Raw genomic sequence first — 22,157 nt, 5'->3', positions numbered from 1 at the left:
GTTCCTTTTCTACCCGTTTCAGTCCTGAGCGGTCGTCACGAGCGGTCGGGAGTCATGGCCCGGCCGCCGGTCACAGCCGGACCGCTCCGGTCACAGCCCGGCCACCTTGGCAGAGGCCGAGATCTCGTACACCAGGGTGAGGGTGCGGCGGGCGCCCGGGCCGAGCGGGACGTCCCAGCGCACGATGCCCTCGGCGTCGAAGGAGTCCGGCGGCGGGGAGCATTCCTCCTTGCGCAGCCGCACCTCGACCGCCGCGACCTCGGAGACCGGCACCCGTTCGCGCAGCGTGACCAGCTGCTCGCCGTGCTCCTCCGGGCCGGAGAACCGGGACAGGTGCAGCCGGACGGTGCGGATGGTGGTCTGGCGGCCGGTCAGGGCGGCGGTGGCCTGGCGCTCCTCGGTCTCGCGGACCACTCGGTAGCCGTCCGAGCTGCCGAAGGACAGCTCGGCGTCGGCCCCGGCGGCGGTGAAACGCAGCTCGCCGCGGCCGGTGAAGCCGCTGCCGCGGACCAGCTCGACCGGGCCGGCCAGCAGCGGGTGCCCGGCCGCGTTGCGGAACCGGACCACCTGGGTGACCATTGGGGACAGCTCCGGGGCGCAGGCGTACTCGCCGTTCGCCGGGCCGGTGAAGGCGCCCAGCGGGACCTTGTGCGCACGGCCGTCCGAGGGGACGGTGGCCGGGGCGGGGGCGGGCAGCACCCGTACCTCGCCGCCGTCGTCCAGACCGGGGACGGCGGCGGTCGGGCCGAGGGTGCTGATCTCCTCCTCGCGCAGTTCGACCTCGACCGTGCGGCGCTCCTCTTCGGTGCGCTCGCGCAGCGTCAGCAGGTCCTCGGTGAGCGCGGGCGGGTCGGTGGCTAGGGCGGAGCGGGCGGTGGAGAAGGTGAGCCGGGCGCCGGTCCAGTCCTCGCCGGTGCGCTGCCAGACCACCGCCTCCGACTCCAGGCGCAGGTCGCCGCCGTCGTCCAGGGTGGCCCGGTAGGACGGGCGCCAGAGCGCGCAGGGCACCAGGTGGCTGACGGTCAGCGCGGCCGGGCCGGGCCGCTCGGCCTCGACGGTCAGCTCCAGGTGGGCGACCAGCTCGGCGGGCTCCTGCTCGGCCTCGTCCAGGGCGATCAGGGCCTGGGAGCGCTCGTGGTCCAGGCGGCGCAGCCGGGAGTGGGTGGCGCGCAGCTCCTCGCCGTAGCGCTCGCGCTCGGCGTCCACCCGGTCCAGCTCGCGGGCCCAGCGGGTGCGCTCGATCTCGCCGACGCCGGCGCCCTCGCCGACCTCCCGCAGCAGGTCGGCGCTCAGCTGGGCGAGCAGGGCGAGGCGGGCCTCCAGCCGGGCCCGGGTCTGGTCCGCCAGGCGCGACTCGGCCTCCAGACCGTGCAGCCGGTGGCGCAGCGCGGAGTCCTCCGGGCCGGGCGGCAACGGGGCACGGGGGCTCCAGGTGCGGACCAGCCGGGCCTCCAGCACCCGGGCGCCGGGGGCGGTGGCCTCGGCGCGCAGGGTGCGGTCGACGGCGAGGGCGGTGAGCGGGCCGAGCCGCAGCCGCTGGACGCCCTCGGCGAGCTCGACGGTCACCGTGCGCTCGACCTGGGCGCGGTCCTCCAGGCAGGTGACGGCGGTGACGGGGAGGGGGGTCGTTTCTCCGGTCATCTGTCAGTTCCTCCGGTTTCCGCCCACGATGGCCTTTCCGGCCGGGATCTTGATCTGGTAGCCGCCGTCCAGCTCGGTGCGGCCGCCCGGTGGCAGGTCGACCCGCCAGAGCCGGGTGCTGGGCGGGCAGTCCGGTGTCGGTTCGGTCGGGGCGTGCCAGTCGGCGCGCTCCTCGATCCGGATCTCGGCGTCGGAGGTGACCGGCACGCGTTCGCGGACCTCCACGGTGACGGTGCGGCCGAGCCGGTTCGCCAGCCGGACGTGCACCCGGTGGTCGAGCACGGTGCTGTTGCCCTTCAGCATGCCCGTGGCGGACTCGCGCAGCTCGGTGCGGCGCGCCACCTCGATGCTCTCGGTGACGCCGATGCCCAGGCGCCGGGTGCCGCCGGGGGCGAGGGTGGGCAGGGCGGCGGTGAGCAGGAACTCCTCGTCCACGGTGACCTCGACCGGGCCGGCCAGTACGGCGCGGTCGGTGCGGTTGGCGAGCACCAGGGTCGCGTACACCTTCTCCTCGACGGCCGGGACGGTGACGTACTCGGGGCGGACGGAGAGCGGGATCTCGTCCACCGTGACGGTGTGCCAGGTGCCGTCGGACGGGATGTCGGCGGGGGCGGCGGCGTCGAAGCGGTGGTCGAAGGAGCCGGCCGACTCGCGGGGCGGGACGGCGTGGTGGGGGAGGGCGAGGTCGCGGAGCCGGCCGCCCTCGCGGCCGCCGGGGAGGAACCGCTCCAGCTCATAGCGCTCGACCCGTACGGGGTTCGGGCGCAGGGTGCCGCGCCGGTCGGCGGGGGCGTCGGGGCCGGCCAGGAGGAGGTCGGGGTAGTCGAGCAGGGTGGTGTCGAGGGCGAGGCCGGTGGTGGCCGGGGGCGGGGTGGCACGCGGGCTGCGGAGCCGCGCTCGGCGGGGCTCCTGTGGCATGGCGCCGCCGGGGGCCTGGGGCATCGGTGCGGCGGGTGCGGGTGCGGGTGCGGGAGCGGAGAGCGCGGGCGGGGCACCGTAGCCGGCGAAGCCGGGCGGCGGGGGCGTGGGCACTGCCCCGTGGGGTGGCGGCTGGGGTGGCGCCAGGGGCGGTTCCTGGCCCGGTTCCTGGACGCTCAGCGAGCCGCCGCCGTACGGGCCGGCGGGCGCCGCCTCGTCCACGAACAGCTCGGGGCGGGCACCGCCGGGGCGAGGGCCGGACGGGCGGGTGCCGCCGGTACGGCCGGCCATCCGGGCGGCCTTGGCGGCGACGGGGGCGGACACCGGGAGCGGGGTGTCGCGCTCGGCGGCGGCGCGGGTGGCGGTGGCCGCGTCGTAGCCGGTGAAGAGGTCGGACAGGCCGGCCGGGGGTTCGCGCCAGCCGGAGGGCGGCGGGGCGGGCTGGCTGCGGCCGATCCGCAGTGAGCTCAGCTTGGGCAGGTCGGTGCGGCGGTCGAGGTCGGCGGTGGACAGGGCGAGTCGGACGCCTGTCCAGTCCTCGCCGGTGTGCTGGGCGACGGCCGCGCGCAGGACGAGATGGCCGGTGTCGGAGCCGGTGCGGTGGGAGAGGCGGTAGGCGGGCACCCAGCGGGCGGTGGGGACGCTGTACTCCAGCTCCAGCTCCAGTTCTGGTTCCAGGCCGGGCTCCAGCGCCGGCTCCCGGTCGGGCTGTTCGGTGTCGGCCGGGCCGGTGGTGTGCAGGGTGAGCAGCACGGTGTCGACGGTCTCGATCAGCGCGGTCCGCTCGGCGGTGGACGCCCGCTCCAGCCGGTCGGCCGCCAACTCGCGCTCGTGGTCCGCGAGTTCGATATCCCGGGTGAGTTGTTCGGTGCGCTCCTGGAGTCGGGCCAGCCGCTCGTCGACGAAGTCGGCGAGCTCCAGCCAGGCCTCGGCGGGGGTGCGGCGCAGCGGCTCGCCGTGGCGGCGCTGCGGCGGGACGGCGCGCAGTGCGGCGGTTTCGGCGATCGCGGTCAGCATCAGCCGGTGGCGCTCGTTCAGGGCACTCTGGCGCTCCATGGCCTCGTCCAACTCGCGGCGCAGAGTGGTGAGTTCGCCTGGTTCGAGGAGTTCGGCAAGGGTTTCGAGGCGGGCCTCGGTGACCGTCGTGCCGGCGGGGCCGGAGAGCACCCGGGCGCGCAGCGAGTTGCCGTCCATCGAGTCGGGCAGGCCGGTCAGCCGCAGCCGTCCGTCGGGCGGGACCGGGACGGTGGCCCGGCGGCGGCACACCGCACCCTCGGCGTACACCACGACGGAGTCGAGCACCGACGGGTGCGCCGGTACGGCCGGAGGTTTCGACGGCCCGGTGTGACTGCTGTGCTGATCGTCCATGCGCAACCCCTTCGTTCGCGTCCGGTGCGGCGCGTCCCGCCGGGCGCCGTCGTGCCGCGTCGGCCCCCGGGCGGCCAGTCTGCCCCGGCTCGGGGCGGGCGTCGCCGGATTTCCCGGGGCGCGGCGTGTGCACTGTGGGAGACGGGGGCCGAGGCGCTGCGGTTGCCGCCGTCCCCGCCGCCGCCTGTGGGGCCGGGGGCGGGGACAGGGGCGGGGCGGGGCCGCGGCCGGGGTCCGGCGGGTGGGAGGATGGGCGCGGGTGCTCCAGGCCGGTCCCGGCACCCGGCGAGAATCGTCAGAGGATCGTCGAACCGTCGAGTCGAGAACCGTGATCGAGGAGAGCCACCCGTCATGCGCACTGCCGTCGTCGTCGGTACCGGGCTGATCGGTACCTCCGCCGCCCTGGCCCTGTCCGCACGCGGGCTGACCGTCCATCTGGAGGACGCCGACCCGGACGCCGCCCGCACCGCCGAGTCGCTCGGCGCGGGCACCATCGAACCGGCCGAGGGCCCGGTCGACCTGGCGATCATCGCCGTCCCGCCCGCGCTGGTCGGCAAGGTGCTCGCCGACTGCCAGCGCCGCAACCTGGCGCACTGGTACACCGACGTGGCCAGCGTGAAGGCCGGCCCGGGCAGCGAGGTCGCGGCGCTCGGCTGCGACACCGTCCACTACATCGGTAGTCACCCGATGGCGGGCCGGGAGCGTTCCGGCCCGCTGGCCGCCCGCGCCGACCTGTTCGAGGGGCGCCCCTGGGTGCTCACCCCGACCGCCGACACCGACACCGACACGCTCAACGCCGCGCTGGAGCTGGTCGCGCTCTGCGGTGCGATGCCGATCGTGATGGACGCGACCCAGCACGACCGGGCCGTCGCCCTGGTCTCGCACGCCCCGCAGCTGGTGTCCTCGCTGGTCGCGGCACGGCTGGAGCATGCAGACGAGACGGCCATAAGGCTGTCCGGCCAGGGCGTGCGCGACGTGACCCGGATCGCCGCCTCCAGCCCCGCGATGTGGGTCGACATCCTGTCCGCCAACGCGGGCGCCGTCGCCGACGTGCTGGAGGAGGTCGCCGCCGACCTCGGCGAGACCGTCACCGCGCTGCGCGCCCTCGCGGCGGCCGAAGAGGGCCAACGCCGGTCCGGCGCCCAGGGCATCGAGGCGGTCATGCGGCGCGGCAACACCGGCCAGGCCCGCATCCCCGGCAAGCACGGCGCGCCGCCCACCCGGTACGAGACGGTCGCGGTGGTGCTCGGCGACCAGCCGGGTGAGCTGGGGCGGCTGTTCGGGGAGGTCGGCGACGCCGGGGTCAACATCGAGGACGTCGTCATCGAGCACTCGGACGGGAAGCAGGTCGGCTTCGTCCAGCTGGCGGTGGCGCCGACAGCCGTCAAGCGGCTCGCGGCGGCGCTGCGGGCGGGCGGGTGGAGCGTTCGGGACTGAGGTCTGTTGCGGGACCGAGGCCCGTTGCGGGACCGAGGTCTGTCGGATGAGGGGGGACAGGCGTGATTGTCGATATTCCGCTCGGGGACGGGCGAGAACCGGGCGACGCGGCGCAGCTGGAAGTCGTCGGGAACGACGGGTTCCTGGCCGCGGTGGTGGGCGGGGAGTTCACCGTCCACCACCGCAGTACGGAGACGCTGCTGGCGGCGCCGGGCCAGCGGCGGCCGGAGGGCGAGGGCGAGCCGACCTGGAGCCTGCTGCTGCGCGCCGTCCACCTGGCGTTCTGCGGGCACCTGCCGTTGAGCCTGTCGCCGGACGTGCTCTGGTACGCGGTGGTGCACGAGGTCGCGGTGCACGTACGGCTGAACGCCGGGGACTACGAGGGCGTGTTCACCTCGACCCCCGGGGCGAAGCAGACGATCGTGGTCCGGGACGACAGCCTGTTGGACGCCACACCGGACTGGGCGCGCTCGATCCGGCTGGTACGGGATCCGCTCGCGGCGGCGATCGGGCCGGAACTGGTGGAGCTGTTCCAGCCGACCTTCTCGACCACCACGCCGGACGACGCCTCGGCGGCGCTGGTGGCGCTGATGGACGTGGTCAGCCCGTACTACGAGTTCCTCTGGATCTCGCTGTGCGGCATCCCGCGGATCCGGCTGGAGGGCACGGCCGAGGACTGGGCGCTGCTGGCGCGGAGGGTCGGGGAGCTCGCCGGGTGGTTCGAGCCGCTCCGGCCTTGGCTCGCCGAGCTGCGCCCGGTGGTGGCGGAGATCGCGGCGACGGCGGCGGGCGGGCCGGTCGACCAGGAGTTCTGGCGCTCGCTCTACAAGTGGGATTCGGAGTCCGGTGGCGACTTCGTCTCCGGGTGGATCACCGCCTTCTTCGCCCACACCCAGACCCTGTCCGGGCCGAAGGCGCGGACGGACTTCGGCTGGCGGGCCGGGCGGACGCGGTTCACCGAGAACGCCTTCCCGTCGCATGTGTCGAAGGTGCCCTTCGAGTGGCAGACGCCGGCCGGGATCCGGCGGATGGCCTTCGTCGGCGGGGTGCTCGGCATCGAGCGGGACGGCGAGTACGTCCGGCCCCGGCTCGGGACCGCGGTGCTGGAGGTGGAGCGGGAGGCCGTGGACCCGGCCGCCGAGCAGGGCCGGCTGGCCGCGGAGCAGCTGCCGGAGGGATGGACGGTCGAGCGGGTGCGGGACGTGACCGGGGTCGCGTTCGCCCGGCTGCTGGAGGCGGATCTGGAGGTTGTCCGGGAGGGGCCCGGTCATGCCGGGCTGGCTGCCGGGATCAAGCCGGGTGCGGTGATCGAGCTCGACCCGCCGCTCTGCCTGGTCCGGCTGGACGAGGAATGGTGGACGGGGCTCCTGATGCGCCGCAGCGGCGAGGTCGTCCCGGAGGTGCCGCAGGGGTCCGACCTGGAGGCCGCCCTCCGGATGGTCCGCCCCTGGTGACCCGCCCGGGACGGGGTCCGGTGGCGGTCCATTAACCTTGAGGGAGACAAATCCCCGGCCGTCCGCCCGCGCAGGCGTCGGCTTCCATGCTCAGAGAGAGGTTCGCCCCCGTGGACACTGCCGACCGAGCGCACGCCCCGGTCGTCGTCGCCATCGACGGACCCTCCGGCTCCGGCAAGTCGACCGTCTCGCGGGCGGTCGCCGCCCGGCTGGGCCTGAGCTTCCTGGACACCGGTGCCATGTACCGGGCGATGACCTGGTGGATGCTGGCCAACGACGTCGACGTCAATGACGCGGAGGCGGTGGCCGTCGCGTGCGGCAAGCCGGTGATCGTGTCGGGCACGGACGCCGACGGCCCCACCATCACGGTGGACGGACAGGACGTCTCCGGCCCGATCCGGGGCCCCGAGGTGACGGCGCAGGTCAGCGCCGTGGCCGCGGTGCCGGCGGTGCGGGCCCGGCTGGTGGAGCTGCAGCGCGGCTGCGCCGAGGTCGCCGAGCGCGGCATCGTCGCCGAGGGCCGGGACATGGGAACCGTGGTGTTCCCGGAGGCCACCGTCAAGGTCTTCCTGACCGCCTCCGAGCGGGCCCGGGCCGAGCGCCGGGCGGCCGAGCTGCGCGCCAAGGGCGTGGACGAGGCGACCATCACCGCGATGGCCGCCGACCTCGCCCGCCGCGACGCCGCCGACTCCTCGCGCGAGACGGCGCCGCTGACCCAGGCCGGCGACGCGGTGCTGGTGGACACCAGTGACCTCACCCTGGAGCAGGTGATCGACCGGATCGCCGCGCTGGTGGAGGAGCGGGCCGGGCTGTCCTCGGTCTGACCAGCCGGCCATCCGGCCATCTGGTCGTCCGACCACTGAATGAACCGCGGGCCGTCAAGGCGCCGCGGAGGAAACCATCGCGCTGCCCCGAGCGGGGCAGGTACGCACGGCACGCCCCTGGGAAGGGCCGGGCCGGGAAACGGAACAGACGAACATGACCGCAGAGCACTCCGACACCGGACACGGTGAGCTGGACGCCGCCGACTACGCCGAGTTCATGGCCCTCGCCGCCGAGGAGGGCTTCGACCTCGACGGCTTCGACGGCGTGGACGGCGCCGAGCACGTCCGGCTGCCCGTGCTGGCCGTCGTCGGCCGCCCGAACGTCGGCAAGTCGACCCTGGTGAACCGCATCATCGGCCGCCGCGAGGCCGTCGTCGAGGACAAGCCGGGCGTCACCCGCGACCGGGTCACCTACGAGGCCAGCTGGAACGGCCGCCGCTTCAAGGTGGTCGACACCGGCGGCTGGGAGATCGACGTCCTCGGCATCGACGCCATGGTGGCCGCGCAGGCCGAGCTGGGCATCGAGCAGGCCGACGCGGTGCTGTTCGTCGTGGACGCCACCGTCGGCGCCACCGACACCGACGAGGCCCTGATCAAGATCATCCGCCGGGCGGGCAAGCCGACCGTCCTGTGCGCCAACAAGGTGGACGGCCCGTCCACCGAGGCCGAGGCCGCCTACCTGTGGTCGCTGGGTCTCGGCGAGCCGTACCCCGTCTCCGCCCTCCACGGCCGCGGCTCCGGCGACCTGCTGGACGCCGTCATGGACGCCCTGCCCGAGGCCCCGCCGCAGACCTTCGGCGACGCCGCCCCCGGCGGCCCGCGCCGGATCGCGCTGATCGGCCGCCCCAACGTTGGCAAGTCCAGCCTGCTGAACAAGGTCGCCGGCGAGGAGCGCGTCGTCGTCAACGAGCTGGCCGGCACCACCCGTGACCCGGTCGACGAGATGATCGAACTCGGCGGCAAGACCTGGAAGTTCGTGGACACCGCCGGTATCCGCCGCCGGGTCCACCTGACCGCCGGCGCCGACTTCTACGCCTCGCTGCGCACCTCCTCCGCGCTGGAGAAGGCCGAGGTCGCGGTCGTCCTGATCGACGCCAGCGAGACCCTCGCCGAGCAGGACACCCGGATCATCTCGATGGCCGTCGAGGCCGGGCGCGCCGTCGTCGTCGCCTACAACAAGTGGGACCAGCTGGACGAGGAGCGCCGCTACTACCTGGAGCGCGAGATCGAGCGCGACCTCGTCCAGGTGCAGTGGGCCCCGCGCGTCAACGTCTCGGCCAAGACCGGCCGGCACATGGAGAAGCTCGTCCCGGCGATCGAGACCGCGCTGGAGGGCTGGGAGACCCGCATCCCCACCGCGCGCCTGAACGCCTTCCTCGGCGAGCTGGTGGCCGCCCACCCGCACCCGATCCGGGGCGGCAAGCAGCCCCGCATCCTGTTCGGCACCCAGGCGGGCATCCGTCCGCCGCGCTTCGTGCTGTTCGCCTCGGGCTTCCTGGAGGCGGGCTACCGGCGCTTCATCGAGCGCCGGCTGCGCGAGGAGTTCGGCTTCGTCGGGACGCCGATCTCGATCTCGGTGCGGGTGCGGGAGAAGCGCAACAACAAGAAGAAGTAGAAGCAGCGGTTCTCGGACCGCGTTGGAAGGGCTCCGTCACGGTGGTGGCGGGGCCCTTTCGGTGTTCCGGGTGCGGTTCTCCGCGTGCCGCTTTACCGGGGGCGTTCGTGCGGGCGCCGTTCTCAGGGGGTCCCAGGGGGTCTCAGGGGGACGTTTCCACGGGCGCCGTTCCTACGGGCGTCAGTGGTGGTCGCCGGTGCGGCCCGGGGGGAGGGAGAGCATCTGACGGTGGCGGCCGCCGGTGGACGGGGTGTCGGCGAGGCCGGCGGTCGTGCCGAGCGTCGGGGAGGGGGCCGGGGGCGGCGCGGGCACGGCGTGCGGCACCGGGCCGAGGTAACCGGCGGCGACCCAGCCCTGGCCGTTGGTGAACTGGGCGCCGGGCGGTGCGGCCGGGGCGGCCTGGCCGAAGCCGTCGCTGGTGGGAGCCGTGGTGGGAGCGGTGGTGGGGACGGCGGGCTCGGGGTGGGGGTGCTGGTGGGAGTACTGCTGCTGGGCCGGCAGGAACTGGGGGAGGCCGGGCACCTGGCCCGCGTAGGTGTGGAAGGACTGCTGCTGGGGCGCGTAGGGGCGCTGCTCGCCGAGTCGCGGATAGCCGTCGCGGACCGCGAAGCCGGTGAACTTCAGGTCCTCCTCGCCGGAGCGGTCGCCCGGCAGGGCGCGGAACAGCCGTCGGTACTCGAAGTACAGCTCGTCGTAGATCGGGGTCGTCGAGTGGGGGTGCTCCGCGTCGTACGACGGGCGCATGTTGGGGATCGCGCGGGGAGTGGTGGCGGACCGGCCGGAGGGCGCGGAGACGTCGTAGCTGTACACGTAGGGGCCAACGAGTGAGAGGCGGCGGGGATGCGGGCCGTTCGGCGTACGGCGGCGCCTGGGGGTGTTCCCGGCGCCGGGGGGCTGAGCGCCGGGGCTGAGCGGCGGGGCTGAGCGATGGTGGCGGGGCTGAGCGATGGTGGCGGGCCGGGCCCTGGATGGTGGCCGCTGCCGGGTCGGTCCGGCAGCGGCCACCATCCGGCGCGTCGGAGCGGCCGATCAGGTGCCGGCGAGCGGCAGGGAAGCGGCGACCACCTGGCCCAGCGCCACCGCCCGCTCCAGCGCCTGGCGCAGCAGGTCCTCGCGGGGCTGACGGCCCACCATGCCGGCCGGCACGGCGTACATCGTCACCTCGGAGAGCTGACTGGCCGCCATCCGCCAGGCGTCGGTGACCTGGAGCGGTTGGTGCGCCTGCCACCATCCGGTGCTGCCGCCGGCCGCGGCGGGCTGCAGGATCGCGTGCAGCTTGCCCATCGCGACCAGGACCGACCAGCCGGGCAGCTGGTCCGGGGTCTCGTCGAGGTCGGTGACCCGCTGGAAGCCGGCGTCCTGGAGGAGGTCGAGGAACTCGTCCTCGCCGGAGGTGCTGCCGGGGCGGCCGACCGGGCCGGTGGGCTCGACCACGAGAGAGGCGTGGCCGACCTTGCCGTGCAGGACCAGCCCGCAGGTGATGCCGAGGATGGCGGCCTGGCCGGGCGCGGTCGGCTGGGCCAGAGGCTCGGTGGGGGCGGCCGGGGCGGGGACGGCGAGGTGCGGGGCGGCGGCGGGCTGGGTCTGGCTGATGCTGCGGACGGCGCCGGCCAGCTGCTCCTCGGAGACCGGGACCACCTGGGACGGGATGCAGCGGGAGTGCGCGAAGGCGAGGACGGCCGTCTCCTCGCCGACGAACAGCACCGTGCTGGTGGGGTCCGCGTGGGTGTTGCCGGGGGTGCGGCAGGAGGTGCATTCGTAGCTGTCGGGGGCGCGGCCGCCGCCGAGTAGGCGGTCGGCCTCGTCGTCGCCGATCTCGGACCGGACCTCGTCGCTGACGTCGAGCATGCGCGGCACAGGGTCTCCTCGGGTGGATGCGGATGGGGTTCGGGGGCGGACACGGGGAGGTCGACATGCCCAACGGGCCCTTGTGTCAGGCGTCACGGGTGCTCGTCGAGGCTGACGGGAATTGCCCCGGATCCGACCGCGCCGCGTGTTCTCCTGGTCGCAATCTGTCGATGTAGGTGACAGGACTGCCGGAATGAACCCGTGAGGTGAGTCACGCCACCCCGGCGTTTGATCTAGGAATCAATGGTCAAAACGGACATTTCAGTCAAGATTGCGCGGCCATTACCGCCGGTAACCCTTCGCTGAGCTGGGCAGACCGGTGGAGTTTTGGTTTCCCCGCCGACCGGCTCGTAGCTTCTTGGGCGGCGCAACGAGCGCCACCCGGGCTCACCCCCGACGCACAGCCCCCCGGCTCAGGCCGGGCGCGGCAGGTGCCCGCCGACGCGACCGCTCGAACAGGTCGTCGGTGTGCGGCTGGGTGGCCGGGGCGGCAGCGGCACGTCCGACACGTGCACGGCCGCCCGACGGACGCGGCAAGCGAACGCGGCCCTCTCCAGGGCCTGGTTCCGCATGCCCGCCCGGGGCTGTCGAGAGGAACCTCATGACCTTCCGTAACGAGAACGCCGCTGCCACCACCTCCGCCGCCACCAAGCGCAACCGCGTTCGGATGGCCGTCGTGGCGGGCGCCGCTGTCGCGGCCCTGCCGGTGGCCGGCCTCGTCACGGCCACCTCGGCCTCCGCCGCCCCCGTCTCCACCTGGGACGCTGTCGCCCAGTGCGAGAGCGGCGGCAACTGGGCCATCAACACCGGCAACGGTTTCTACGGCGGTCTGCAGTTCACCTCCAGCACCTGGGCCGCCTACGGCGGCACCGCCTACGCCGCGCAGGCCAACCAGGCCACCAAGGCGCAGCAGATCTCCGTCGCCGAGAAGGTTCTCGCCTCGCAGGGCCCCGGCGCCTGGCCGGTCTGCTCCGTCAAGGCGGGTCTGACCAAGGGCGGCGCCCCGGCCGCCGTCGACACCTCGGCGGGTTCCGGTGCCGCTGCCGCCAAGCCGGCGCAGACCCCGGCGCCGAAGGCTGCCGCCCCGAAGGCTGCCGCGCCCAAGGCCGCCGCCCCGAAGGCCGCCGCCCCGAAGGCTGAGGCCGCGCCGAAGGCTGACGCCGCGTCGAAGAACGACGCCGCCAAGTCCTGGACCGGCTCCAACGCCGCCAAGCCGGCGGCCAAGGGCAGCTACACCGTCAAGTCCGGTGACACCCTGAGCTCCATCGCCACCGCGCAGGGCCTGGACTGGCACGAGCTGTACAAGAACAACGCCAAGGTCATCGGTGGCAACCCCGACCTGATCTTCCCCGGTCAGACCCTGAGCATCTGAGGCTCGGGCTTCCGGGCGACCTGTCGCTCTCGGGCTTTCGCCGCTCGGGCTTCGGCGCTCGTGCTTTCGCCGCTCGGGCGGTGATGCTCGGGCTTCGGCGCTCCGAATCTGACGGCCGCTTCTCCGCTGTGCGGGGGAGCGGCCGTCGGCGTTTTCGGCGTGTCGGGGTGGGTGGGGGTACGGGCTGTCTAGGGTCGGCTGCCGTGCCGGAATCGTCTGACGAGCGGGTTGGGGGAGTCGGGGTACTACGGGTGGGGGTCGCCGTCGCGGTGGTGATGGTCGTCGCCGCGGCCGTGGTGATGGTCGTCGTCTCGGGCGGTCTCCGGGCCGGTGCGGCGATGCGGGTCGCCGACCTGGTGTGGGACGGGCTCGCCGAGTGCGAGAGCGGCGGCAACTGGCAGGCGAACACCGGCAACGGCTTCTACGGCGGGCTGCAGATCCGGCCCTCCACCTGGGAGGAGTCCGGGGGCCTGCACTTCGCGGACCGGCCCGACCGCGCGAGCCGGCGGGAGCAGACGACGGTCGGGGAGGAGATCCTGCGGCAACAGGGGTGGGAGGCCTGGCCGTCCTGCGCGCGGGAGTTGGGGTTGATCGGCGGGGCGTAGGCGGGTGGGCTGCCGTCCGGGTGGTGGGGGAGGATGGTGGGGTGATCCAGGGCGAGCTGTTCGGTGACCTGCCCGGGGGCTCCGCGGCCCGGGAGCGCGTCGAGCCCGCGCCCGGGGCCGTGCTCCTGCCCGGCTGGCTGGACCCCGACGCGCAGCTGAGCCTGATCGCCGCCTGCCGGGAGTGGGCGCGCCCGCCGGCCGGGCTGCACGCGGTGCGGATGCCGACGGGCGGGGTGATGTCGGTGCGGATGGTCAGCCTCGGCCGGCACTGGTACCCGTACGGGTACGCGCGGGTCGCCGAGGACGGTGCGCCGGTCAAGCCGTTCCCGCCGTTGCTCGGGGACCTGGCCCGGCGGGCGGTGGCGGACGCGTACGGGGAGCGGGTCGGCGAGATCGCGGGAGCGGCGGCGTACGAGCCGGACATCGCGATCGTCAACCACTACCCGCACGGCGCGAAGATGGGCCTCCACCAGGACCGCGACGAGCGCACGGATGCGCCCGTGGTCTCGCTCTCGCTCGGCGACGGCTGCGTGTTCAGGCTCGGGAACACCGAGACCAGGACTCGGCCGTGGACGGATCTGGAGCTGCGCAGCGGGGACCTGCTGGTGTTCGGCGGGCCGGTCCGGTTCGCGTACCACGGGGTGGTGCGGACGCTCCCCGGGACGGCGGATCCGGGGCTGGGGCTGGTCGGGCGGCTCAACATCACGGTGCGGGAGTCGGGGTTGGCGGGGTAGGGGCCCGCCGTGAGGTGCCCGCGTCCTGAGGTGTCCGTCATCTGTGCGCATGATCGATTACTCGCTCGAGTGAATTGCTCGGTCGGGCCCGGTGCGCGGGAATGACCCGGGTCGCCGGAGAATTCGATTGAGCTGGAGAATCGATCGAAGTCCTGAGAGGGAGCGCGCGCATGGGTACCCCCGTCGACGACCTTGTGGATCTGCTCGACCTGGAGCAGATAGAACTGAACATCTTCCGCGGGCGCAGCCCTGAGGAGGCGCTGCAGCGCACCTTCGGCGGCCAGGTCGCCGGACAGGCGCTGGTCGCGGCGGGGCGAACGGTGGAGGGCGGGCGTCCCGTCCACTCGCTGCACGCGTACTTCCTGCGCCCCGGGGTGCCCGGCGTGCCGATCGTCTACCAGGTCGACCGCATCCGCGACGGCCGCTCCTTCACCACCCGTCGGGTGCTCGCCATCCAGGGCGGCCGGTCGATCTTCGCGCTCACCGCCGACTTCCACAGACCGGAGGAGGGCGGCATCGAGCACCAGCACCCGATGCCGGCGGTCCCCGCCCCCGAGGAGCTGCCCAGCGCCCTGGAGGAGGTCGGCTCCCGGCTCGGCGAGCTGCCCCCGTTCATCAGCCGCCACCAGCCCTTCGACATCCGCTACGTCGACCGGCTGCGCTGGAGCAAGGAGGAGCTGGCGGGCGTCGAGGCGCGCAGCGGCGTGTGGCTGCGCACCAACGGTCCGCTGCCGGACGATCCGCTGATCCACGTCTGCGCCCTCACCTACGCCAGTGACATGACGCTGCTGGACGCGGTCCGCGCCCCCGTCGAGCCGCTGTGGGGCACCCGGCACTTCGACATGGCCTCGCTGGACCACGCGATGTGGTTCCACCAGCCGTTCCGGACCGACGACTGGCTGCTCTACCAGCAGGAGTCCCCGATCGCCCACGGCGCGCGCGGCCTCGCGCGCGGGCAGATCTTCGACCGGAACGGGCAGCTGGTGGTGTCGGTGGTGCAGGAGGGCCTGTTCCGGCCGCTGAAGGGCTGAGCTTCGGGTGTTGCCGCCGTATTGCACCCTCCGTGCGGTCCCGTTGCAGTCTGCTTGCGGTATCGGCGGCTTCCCGGGAGCGGGGAATGATCCGGCCCGGCGGACGGTGTTGTGGAGGATGAGGTTGTCGAGGATGACCGAGACGGACGGCTCGAACGGCGGGCCGCCCGCAGACCGGACCGGGAGGGTTGACCGATGACGGCGACGGCAGCGGAGGACTGGAAGCACTGGAGCGACAGTCGGGCGGCATCGGTGAGCGCGCCGCACGGCCAGCTCGCACTCACCGGCACGCACTGGCTGGAGCCCGAGCCCGCCGAGGTCCCGGGCCTGCCCGGGCACTGGTGGGCCGATGCCGAGGGCGTCCGGGTACGGGCGGCTGCGGCCGACGGCATCAGCGTCGCGGGCGCGAACGGGCCGGTGGACGGCGAGGTGCTGCTGCGCCCGGACACCGACCGGGCCGCCGACACCGCCGTCCTCGGCGACCTGCTGCTCGTCCCGATCGAGCGGGAGGGCGAGCTCGCCCTGCGGGTGTTCGACCCGGCCGCGCCCGGCCGGGCCGCCTTCGCGGGCATCTCGGCCTACCCCTACGCCCCCGAGTGGGCCGTACCCGCCGTCTACGCCCCCTTCGACGACGAGACGCAGTCGGTCGTCGTCCCGAACGCGGACGGCAAGGACCGCCCACTGGCCGTCACCGGCAAGATCGAGTTCACCGTGGCCGGCGAGCACCGCACGCTGACCGTCGGCCGTTCCGGCGAGCGCCTCAGCGGCGTCATCGCGGACGCGACCAGCGGCGTCGACACCTACCGCTTCCGCTTCATCACCTTGCCGGCGCCGGACGCGGAGGGCCGCACCGTTCTGGACTTCAACCGGGCCTACCTGCCGCCCTGCGCCTTCGCGGACCACTTCATCTGCCCGTTCCCGCCGCCGGGCAACCGGCTGGACTTCGCGGTGGAGGCGGGGGAGAAGCAGGTGCTGACGCGGTAGTCCGGCGGGGGTTCGGCGGGGCGGGGCGTCGGGTACGGGGCGCGGGGCGTCGGGTGCGGGGCTGACCCGGTGTCCGCGCCGGTGTCCGCGCCGATGCGCGCGCCGGTGTCCGACTCGGTGTCGGCCCCGGTGTGGAGTGGGTGAGGGGCGGGGCGGAGCATGGGGGCTGTGTCGACCAATCATCCTGCCAATTCAGCCACCGATCCCGCCCCGCCCTCCGAACCCGCTCCGTCGTCCGATCCTGCTCCGCCCTCCGACCCCGTTCCGTCAGCCGATTCCGCTTCGTCGTCCGGACCGGCCTCTGAGGTGGTCGTGGGGCCCGCGCCCTGGTACCGACGGGCCTTCGCCGATCTGAGCCCGCTGCGCGACCACCCCGACTACCGCCGGGTCTGGTTCGGGCAGGTGGTGTCCTCCATAGGCCAGCAGATGACGGCCGTGGCCGTTTCCGTCCAGATCTACGCCATGACCGGCTCGGCCTTCGCGACCGGCCTGGTCGGGCTGTTCTCCTTCGTCCCGCTGGTCGCCTTCGGCCTGTACGGCGGCGCGATCGCCGACACCGCCGACCGGCGCAAGCTGGGCCTGATCGGCTCGGCCGGCCTCGCCGCCGTATCCGCCGTCCTTGCCGTCCAGGCCATCGCCGGGCTCGGTCTGGTCGCCGTCCTCTACGCGGCCGTCGCCGTTCAGGCCGGGTTCTTCGCGCTCAGCTCGCCCGCCCGCTCCGCGATGATCCCCCGGCTGGTCCCCAGCCACCAGCTCCCGGCGGCCAACGCCCTGGCCACCGTCAGCATGAACCTCGGTATGACCGTCGGCCCGATGCTCGGTGGCATCCTGATCGGCGCCTACGGAGCCCAGGCCGCCTACCTGGTCGACACCGCCGCCTTCACCGGCACCCTGTACGCGATGTGGCGCCTGCCCGCCATCCGACCGCTCGGCGAACGCAAGGGCCGCGCCTCCGTCCTCGACGGGCTGCGCTTCCTGCGCGAGCAGCCCAACCTGCGCACCAGCTTCCTCGCCGACCTGGCCGCGATGATCTTCGGCCTGCCGCGCGCCCTCTTCCCGGCGATCGCCGTCACCTTCTACGGCGGCGACGCCCGCACCGTCGGCCTGCTGGTCGCCGGCCCCGCCGTCGGCGCCCTGATCGGCGCGCTGTTCTCCGGCTGGGTCAGCCGGGTCCACCGCCAGGGCGCCGCCGTGCTCGCCGCCGTCTCCGCCTGGGGCCTCGCCATCGCCGCCTTCGGAGCCCTCCACAACCTCTGGCTCGGTCTCCTGCTGCTCGCCGTGGCCGGCTGCGCGGACACCATCAGCATGATCTTCCGCAACACGATGATGCAGGTCGCCGCCCCCGACGAGATGCGCGGCCGCCTCCAGGGCATCTTCACCGTCGTCGTCGCCGGCGGCCCCCGCCTCGGCGACTTCGAGTCCGGAGCCGTCGCGGCCCTCACCAGCCCCGCCACCTCCGTGATCACCGGCGGCCTCGCCTGCGTCGCCGCCGTCCTCCTCCTCGCCGCCCGCCGCCCCGCCTTCCTCACCTACGACGCCCGCCACCCGACCCCCTGACCCACCCACCCCAAACCTGGCAGCGAGCACCCCCCGACGTGCTGTATTGTTTTCCACGTCGCCGGGACAACCGGAGACAAGGTCGAAAAGCCACCCGGCTGAGCCCCCCAGGCCCCGCCGCACGGCACGAGACCACGGGACGTGGCGCAGCTTGGTAGCGCACTTGACTGGGGGTCAAGGGGTCGCAGGTTCAAATCCTGTCGTCCCGACTGGAGTTCGCTCCATTGTCGCAGGTCAGGGCCTTGTTTCACGAGAGTGGAGCGGGGCCCTTGATCGTTTTCAGGGCCTGCCTCTCACAACTTCTCACATTGGTGATGATCATGGTCAGCCGAGCAGCTCGCCGAGCTTCTCCGAGCCTGCCTTGAGGCTCTGCGGGTCGGGGTGCACGTAGACCCGCTTCGTGAAGCTGAGGTCCGAGTGACCGGCCCAGGCGGAGACCACGGTGTCCGGGACGCCGTTGTTGGCCATCCAGGAGAGCGTGGCGTGGCGGGCGTCGTAGAGGCGAACCTTTCGAACGCCGGCGGTCTCCATGAGCTTGTACGCCTCGCGTCGGAGCTTGTCCGTCTTGAGTGGGTTTCCCAGCTCGTCCACGAGAACATATCCGGTGTCGTTGTAGGCGGTTCCGGCCGCGAGTTTCTCTGCCGCCTGGATCGCCTTGAAATTCTTCAGGGCCTTGAGGGCGGGTGCCGGTAGGGGAAGAGTGCGCTTTCCGGCTTCGGTTTTGGTGTCCTTCTCTACGACCTTGTTGCGCAATCCCTTCTCCAGCGTGCGGTCGTAGACGATGGTGCGGGTGTTCTGGACGGCGATCGTGCCGCTTGAGTTGAGGTCGACATCCTCGTCCCAGCGCGCGCCGCAGACTTCGGCGGGGCGCTCGGCGATGAGCGCCAGCATCATCGCGGCGTAGAGGCGGTGACCCTTGATGGCACCGAGGAACGTCTTGACCTCGGCCTCGTGCCACGGGATGTTGTTGGGCTTGTTCGCCTCCGCCTTCTTCTTGGCCTCGCGTGAGATCGTGACGTGCTGGGCGACGTTGCGCACCACCAGGCCGCGGCGTACGGCGAGGTTCAGCGCGGCCCGCAGGCGGCCCAGCGCCAGCCGCACGCTCCTGACTCCGAGTCCGGTGCCGGGTCGCCCGCCGCGACGCCGACCGCTCGTCAGCATCCAGTCCACGAGGGCCTCGATGTCGTCCTCGGTGAGGCTCTGGAGTTCCTTGTGGCCGCTGTGGGCGCGTACCGGCACCATCGCGCTCTCGTAGTTGGACGCGGTACCTTCCTCGACGTCGCGCGTCGCGCTCTTGAGCCAGATGTCCAGCAGGTCGTTCAGCGTCATCTTGCTCGGGGCCACGAATGCGCCGGTGCCGAGCTCGTGACGGATACGGGAAAGCTCGGCCATCGCCTCCTTCTTGGTCTTGAAGGTCCGAGTGAGCTGCTTGCGCTTGCCCTCGGCGGTGACGCCGATGTCAACGACCAGGCGGTAGCGGACGCTGCCGTCCTTGTGGACGATCTTGCGTATGGGTTCCTTCACGTAGCTTCCTTCGTTCTCTGTCTTCTGTGCGTACTGCGTCCTCGGCCTGATCGACGGCCGAGAGATCGTCGGGGAGCATAGGCGGGACGAGACCCCGCTCGCGCATCCGCTTCCGGAAGGAGGCCAGCTCCTTGCGGTCGGCGTCCGCGTACTCCTCATAACCAGCGGCCAGCTCCAGAAGAGCGGCTTTGCGATCCGGAGCCGGCGTGGTGCTCGCGGCCCGGCGCCGCTCCGTTGCCAGTGCTGCGGATGCTCTGGCTGCGGCGGCGAGGTCGGCGTGCGCCCGGAAGGTGTCTAGCACGTCGCGAGCGCTCCCTGGCGGTGCCGGATCTGTGGTCGGTGTTTCCCCGGTGAACCAGGCAAGCGCATTCCAGGTGGAGACCTCCTGGCCAGGCAGAACCTCGACGGTCTCGGCGGAACCGAGAGGGAACAGCAGGGTGATTGGTGGCACCCCGAGCACGTCTGCGAGGACGGCGAAGTCGGTGAGCGTGATGGTGCTCCGGCGTCCTGATTCCAGGTTCTTGATCGTCTGATCGGTGATCTCCGGCAGGCCACGAGCGGCGCAGCCGTCCGCGACCGCCGACATCGTGAGGCCGGCCGCCTTCCGGGCCTCGCGCATGGACTGTGCCACCCGGGTGGTGAAGGTCGTCGACCAATGCTCTGGGGTCATAGATGCACTTTACGATCAGAAAAAGTGCTGCCACAACTCCGTGATACAAACTGATGGCGTCACCGCAGCACGTCTAGCGACCAGGAGAGCATCATGACGGCACCCACCTCTGGCGGCATGAGCGCGCCCGAACTGCTCGCCCTTCCGGTGGCGATCGACCTCGACACAGCCAACCGGGCGCTGAGGATCGGCCGGTCCACCGGGTATGCGCTCGCGAAGGCGGGCGACTACCCCGTCCGCGTCCTGCGACTCGGCAGTGCCTACCGCGTTGTGACCTCGGACCTGCTGGCGCTGCTCGGCGTCACAGGCTACGGCGGGGCGGCCGAGGGCCATGGAGCCTTCGGGGCGGGAGAGGCGCACAAGTTGTGTGCATAGAAAGCTCATCCTGGCCGCCCGCGCGGGGAGGCCAGGATGGGAGCGGTAATCAGTTGGCGTCTGAGCGCAGGGTCGACCGCGGAACCTGTACGCACGCGCAAGAGCGGCACCAGGACGTGCTGGCCCGATCCCCGCTCGCCCGGATCGAGACCGCGTGCTGGAGCCGCGTGGTCAACCGCATGGTGGACGAGGTGGTGGGCTTGCATGTCCTACAGCTTCAGCATCCCGGGCCAACTGGGCGCGGACGGGAAGGCGTTCACGACTGATGTGTGCGAGGCCCTGCTGTCCGCCGAGCCCTCGGGCATATTCGAGGGGGCAGTGCGCACGGAGGCCGTCACCGCCCGCCGTCGTTGACGGTGCCGGGGCTGTCGTCTGGTGCTGGCGTAGTGAACTCCAGCAGTGCGTTGGTGACGGCCTCGCGCCACCGCCCGCGGTGACCGTCGGCGCGGAGTCGGAAGTACACGGTTTCCCGGCGCTCGTCGTCGGCGGTACCGAAGTGGCCGCCGATGTTGTGGGCGAGCAGGTAGTGAACGAGGACCAGGCTTCCGGCCGTGCCGGTCACCTGGAGCGGGGTGGGCAGGTCCACGGGCGGGTAGGGCGTGGCGTCGCGCAGCGCGTCCGCGCCGTGGTGGCGCAGCCACGCTGCCGTGCTCAGGTGCGTGCCTGGCCAGACCCATAGGTTGCCGCGGTCGCGCTGGCGCTGGTCAGTGAGTAGGAGGCCGGCCAGAACGGTGAACGTGCCGGGGCGGCCGTCGTCCTCGGTGGGGGTGAGGCCGTCGATGTGAGGGGCACCGGGGCGGTGCAGGTGCGGCGGCAGGGTGAGCGCCAGCTGTGCGACCTCCGGGGCTGGCAAGGTGAGGTCGGACCGCAGAAACGCGCGGACGGCGTCGCCGATGCCGCTTTCCTCGTACAGGGCGCGCAGGGCGGCATGGTCGGCGAGGCTCGGCCACAGGAAGTACGGACCGGTGCGGCCGGGCTCGGGCGGCTGGGCCGCAACGTGCCGCGCGAGCGCCGAACGCCAGTGGCTCACCTGCTCGGTGGTGAGGACATCGGGCACAACGCAGTAGCCGTCACGGCGAAAGCTGCTGACAGCCAAGGGAGTTGTCGTCTCCATTTGGCCATGGAATCGTTAGCCGGCCCGGGCGGGCAACGGAATTTCCGCTGTCCGCCCGGGCGTCCCACGAGATGGGACCCCGCCGGTCGGGCAGAAGACCTGCCGCCGGCATCCGGCTAACCCTGAGTCCGCCGACTACTTGCCGTTCCGCTTCCTCTTCGGCTGGCGCTTGGGCTGGATCCGCTTGCCGATCGGGCGCACCATGGGCGCCTTCGGCTTTTCGACCGTGGCCACGGCGGCCTGCAGGATGGTCACGAGCTTGGCCTTGAGCGCCTGGGCCTGTTCGGGGGTGGTGGCGGCGGCCGGGGTTTCCAACAGGTGGGTTTTGAGGACGGCCAGCATGTCCCACTCCCAGGGGCCGCGGTCACGGGGGCCGGGGATCAGCCGGACATAGTCCTCGTTGTACAGGGTGGCGAGCAGAGCGAGCGCGTCAGCGTCGCTGACGTCGTTGACCTGCTCGCGCTCCGGGGCACCGGAGGCCGTGCTCTCGGCGTAACGCACCTGCTTGAGCAGGGCCAACCGAACGGACTGCTGCATTGCCATGCGCCCACCGGCGCCACCGATCATCCACGCGGCTGCCGCCGCGGCGATGACGAAGTCGACGGCCCCGGCTTCCTCGCCGCCGGAGAGGTTCATCGGCTCGCTGCCTGGCGGCAAGGTGGCCAGCTTCTCTAGGGCGGCGTCGCGGTACTCCGCAGGGGCGAACCGTTCGATCAACGGGCGGGCGCCCTCCACCACGGCCTCGTTGGGCAGCGGGCCGACCTCCTCGATGGCGGTGAAGGCGTCGTTGATGATCCGCAGCACCTCGGTGACGGCGAACTGGTAACGGGGCCGCGGGTACGGCGGGCGCCCCGGATCGTCGTCCCAGGTGCCGATCCGCTCTACCAGAGCGGCGAAGGTGTCGGGTTGCTCGTCGACCAGGGCGAAGATGCCGCGCAGTGCCATGCCGCTCATCCGGCCCATCCGCTCAACCAGCGGACGTGGCAGCTGGTTCATCAGATCGTTCACCGAGTTTCCCTCCCGTACCCCTTCGGTGGCGCCGTGATGTCCGGTCGAGCTGCTGGGAGCTGGCGACCCCGGAGAGCG

Annotated in this window: 20 protein-coding genes and 1 tRNA gene; 13 read left to right on the top strand and 8 right to left on the bottom strand. The window is 72.7% G+C overall.

Features of this window, described 5'->3' with window-relative positions; translation table 11 throughout:
• Positions 1-90: 90 nt before the first annotated feature.
• Together ACIRYZ_RS15345 and ACIRYZ_RS15340 are read right to left on the bottom strand one after the other, a co-directional pair.
• A complete protein-coding gene (locus ACIRYZ_RS15345) occupies positions 91-1,641 on the bottom strand; it encodes a mucoidy inhibitor MuiA family protein (protein ID WP_402943991.1) in 1,551 nt (516 codons plus the stop codon).
• Between the two features lie 3 nt (positions 1,642-1,644).
• Positions 1,645-3,927 carry a DUF4139 domain-containing protein gene (locus ACIRYZ_RS15340; RefSeq protein ID WP_402943988.1) on the bottom strand — a complete coding sequence of 761 codons (2,283 nt, stop codon included), beginning with the start codon at positions 3,925-3,927 and terminating at the stop codon, positions 1,645-1,647.
• 351 nt (positions 3,928-4,278) lie between these two features.
• On the opposite strand from ACIRYZ_RS15340, the gene ACIRYZ_RS15335 reads away from it, so the two are divergent.
• The 4 genes from ACIRYZ_RS15335 (at position 4,279) to der (ending at position 9,257) form a co-directional block, all read left to right on the top strand.
• Positions 4,279-5,364 carry a prephenate dehydrogenase gene (locus tag ACIRYZ_RS15335; protein ID WP_402943986.1) on the top strand — a complete coding sequence of 362 codons (1,086 nt, stop codon included), beginning with the start codon at positions 4,279-4,281 and terminating at the stop codon, positions 5,362-5,364.
• A 62-nt stretch (positions 5,365-5,426) separates the two neighbouring features.
• Complete coding sequence (locus ACIRYZ_RS15330) at positions 5,427-6,818, top strand: DUF4419 domain-containing protein (protein ID WP_402943983.1); 1,392 nt, start codon at positions 5,427-5,429, stop codon at positions 6,816-6,818.
• A gap of 86 nt (positions 6,819-6,904) precedes the next feature.
• On the top strand, positions 6,905-7,642 hold the full coding sequence (gene cmk, locus ACIRYZ_RS15325; protein ID WP_393031198.1) for a (d)CMP kinase: 738 nt from the start codon (positions 6,905-6,907) through the stop codon (positions 7,640-7,642).
• Positions 7,643-7,796: 154 nt separating this feature from the next.
• On the top strand, positions 7,797-9,257 hold the full coding sequence (gene der, locus ACIRYZ_RS15320; protein ID WP_402943980.1) for a ribosome biogenesis GTPase Der: 1,461 nt from the start codon (positions 7,797-7,799) through the stop codon (positions 9,255-9,257).
• A gap of 180 nt (positions 9,258-9,437) precedes the next feature.
• Here the strand turns inward: der and ACIRYZ_RS15315 are convergent, their stop codons facing one another.
• Both ACIRYZ_RS15315 and ACIRYZ_RS15310 read right to left on the bottom strand, forming a co-directional pair.
• Positions 9,438-10,067 carry a hypothetical protein gene (locus tag ACIRYZ_RS15315; protein ID WP_402943977.1) on the bottom strand — a complete coding sequence of 210 codons (630 nt, stop codon included), beginning with the start codon at positions 10,065-10,067 and terminating at the stop codon, positions 9,438-9,440.
• 219 nt (positions 10,068-10,286) lie between these two features.
• Positions 10,287-11,114: a hypothetical protein gene (locus ACIRYZ_RS15310; RefSeq protein WP_393031204.1), complete on the bottom strand. Its 828-nt coding sequence runs from the start codon at positions 11,112-11,114 to the stop codon at positions 10,287-10,289.
• A gap of 592 nt (positions 11,115-11,706) precedes the next feature.
• Here ACIRYZ_RS15310 and ACIRYZ_RS15305 point away from each other — a divergent pair.
• The 7 genes from ACIRYZ_RS15305 (at position 11,707) to ACIRYZ_RS15275 (ending at position 17,597) form a co-directional block, all read left to right on the top strand.
• Positions 11,707-12,477, top strand: a complete 771-nt coding sequence (locus ACIRYZ_RS15305) for a transglycosylase family protein (protein WP_402943975.1) — start codon at positions 11,707-11,709, stop codon at positions 12,475-12,477.
• A gap of 251 nt (positions 12,478-12,728) precedes the next feature.
• Positions 12,729-13,082, top strand: a complete 354-nt coding sequence (locus ACIRYZ_RS15300; RefSeq protein ID WP_402943972.1) for a transglycosylase family protein — start codon at positions 12,729-12,731, stop codon at positions 13,080-13,082.
• Positions 13,083-13,126: 44 nt separating this feature from the next.
• Entirely contained in the window at positions 13,127-13,816 is a 690-nt protein-coding gene (locus ACIRYZ_RS15295) for an alpha-ketoglutarate-dependent dioxygenase AlkB family protein (RefSeq protein ID WP_402944054.1), read from the top strand.
• A 170-nt stretch (positions 13,817-13,986) separates the two neighbouring features.
• Positions 13,987-14,847 carry an acyl-CoA thioesterase gene (locus ACIRYZ_RS15290; protein WP_402943969.1) on the top strand — a complete coding sequence of 287 codons (861 nt, stop codon included), beginning with the start codon at positions 13,987-13,989 and terminating at the stop codon, positions 14,845-14,847.
• A gap of 195 nt (positions 14,848-15,042) precedes the next feature.
• Positions 15,043-15,831, top strand: a complete 789-nt coding sequence (locus tag ACIRYZ_RS15285; RefSeq protein ID WP_402943966.1) for a DUF1684 domain-containing protein — start codon at positions 15,043-15,045, stop codon at positions 15,829-15,831.
• Positions 15,832-16,143: 312 nt separating this feature from the next.
• The gene (locus ACIRYZ_RS15280; RefSeq protein WP_402943964.1) at positions 16,144-17,388 is read left to right on the top strand and encodes an MFS transporter; all 1,245 of its coding nucleotides are present in this window, start codon (positions 16,144-16,146) and stop codon (positions 17,386-17,388) included.
• A 135-nt stretch (positions 17,389-17,523) separates the two neighbouring features.
• A tRNA-Pro gene (locus ACIRYZ_RS15275) sits at positions 17,524-17,597 on the top strand.
• Between the two features lie 115 nt (positions 17,598-17,712).
• Here ACIRYZ_RS15275 and ACIRYZ_RS15270 read toward each other — a convergent pair.
• Complete coding sequence (locus tag ACIRYZ_RS15270) at positions 17,713-18,912, bottom strand: tyrosine-type recombinase/integrase (protein ID WP_402943961.1); 1,200 nt, start codon at positions 18,910-18,912, stop codon at positions 17,713-17,715.
• The gene (locus ACIRYZ_RS15265; RefSeq protein ID WP_402943959.1) at positions 18,848-19,582 is read right to left on the bottom strand and encodes a helix-turn-helix domain-containing protein; all 735 of its coding nucleotides are present in this window, start codon (positions 19,580-19,582) and stop codon (positions 18,848-18,850) included. Before ACIRYZ_RS15265 ends, ACIRYZ_RS15270 begins: the two co-directional genes overlap by 65 nt.
• 93 nt (positions 19,583-19,675) lie before the next feature.
• Between ACIRYZ_RS15265 and ACIRYZ_RS15260 the strand changes: the two genes are divergently transcribed.
• Together ACIRYZ_RS15260 and ACIRYZ_RS15255 are read left to right on the top strand one after the other, a co-directional pair.
• Positions 19,676-19,957, top strand: coding sequence for a hypothetical protein (locus tag ACIRYZ_RS15260; protein ID WP_402943956.1), 282 nt, complete (start codon positions 19,676-19,678; stop codon positions 19,955-19,957).
• A 204-nt stretch (positions 19,958-20,161) separates the two neighbouring features.
• Positions 20,162-20,311 carry a hypothetical protein gene (locus tag ACIRYZ_RS15255; RefSeq protein WP_402943953.1) on the top strand — a complete coding sequence of 50 codons (150 nt, stop codon included), beginning with the start codon at positions 20,162-20,164 and terminating at the stop codon, positions 20,309-20,311.
• On the opposite strand, the gene ACIRYZ_RS15250 is transcribed toward ACIRYZ_RS15255, so the two are convergent.
• Positions 20,292-21,053, bottom strand: a complete 762-nt coding sequence (locus ACIRYZ_RS15250) for a phytanoyl-CoA dioxygenase family protein (RefSeq protein WP_402943950.1) — start codon at positions 21,051-21,053, stop codon at positions 20,292-20,294. The genes ACIRYZ_RS15255 and ACIRYZ_RS15250 overlap by 20 nt on opposite strands.
• 153 nt (positions 21,054-21,206) lie before the next feature.
• Entirely contained in the window at positions 21,207-22,079 is an 873-nt protein-coding gene (locus tag ACIRYZ_RS15245; protein WP_402943947.1) for a hypothetical protein, read from the bottom strand.
• Positions 22,080-22,157: the final 78 nt, after the last annotated feature.

Origin of the sequence: Kitasatospora sp. NPDC101155 (assembly GCF_044768305.1) — a bacterium.
Classification (GTDB): domain Bacteria; phylum Actinomycetota; class Actinomycetes; order Streptomycetales; family Streptomycetaceae; genus Kitasatospora.
The sequence above is the reverse complement of the archived record's forward strand: the minus strand, read 5'-3'. Positions and strand labels throughout refer to the sequence as shown.

What these genes read in the sequence shown, in the direction of transcription:
- ACIRYZ_RS15345 (WP_402943991.1), bottom strand. Translation starts at nt 1,641, where the DNA reads ATGACCGGAGAAACGACCCCCCTCCCCGTCACCGCCGTCACCTGCCTG.
- ACIRYZ_RS15260 (WP_402943956.1), top strand. Translation starts at nt 19,676, where the DNA reads ATGACGGCACCCACCTCTGGCGGCATGAGCGCGCCCGAACTGCTCGCC.
- ACIRYZ_RS15290 (WP_402943969.1), top strand. Translation starts at nt 13,987, where the DNA reads ATGGGTACCCCCGTCGACGACCTTGTGGATCTGCTCGACCTGGAGCAG.
- ACIRYZ_RS15305 (WP_402943975.1), top strand. Translation starts at nt 11,707, where the DNA reads ATGACCTTCCGTAACGAGAACGCCGCTGCCACCACCTCCGCCGCCACC.
- cmk (WP_393031198.1), top strand. Translation starts at nt 6,905, where the DNA reads ATGCTCAGAGAGAGGTTCGCCCCCGTGGACACTGCCGACCGAGCGCAC.
- ACIRYZ_RS15255 (WP_402943953.1), top strand. Translation starts at nt 20,162, where the DNA reads ATGTCCTACAGCTTCAGCATCCCGGGCCAACTGGGCGCGGACGGGAAG.
- ACIRYZ_RS15285 (WP_402943966.1), top strand. Translation starts at nt 15,043, where the DNA reads ATGACGGCGACGGCAGCGGAGGACTGGAAGCACTGGAGCGACAGTCGG.
- ACIRYZ_RS15340 (WP_402943988.1), bottom strand. Translation starts at nt 3,927, where the DNA reads ATGGACGATCAGCACAGCAGTCACACCGGGCCGTCGAAACCTCCGGCC.
- ACIRYZ_RS15265 (WP_402943959.1), bottom strand. Translation starts at nt 19,582, where the DNA reads ATGACCCCAGAGCATTGGTCGACGACCTTCACCACCCGGGTGGCACAG.
- der (WP_402943980.1), top strand. Translation starts at nt 7,797, where the DNA reads ATGACCGCAGAGCACTCCGACACCGGACACGGTGAGCTGGACGCCGCC.
- ACIRYZ_RS15335 (WP_402943986.1), top strand. Translation starts at nt 4,279, where the DNA reads ATGCGCACTGCCGTCGTCGTCGGTACCGGGCTGATCGGTACCTCCGCC.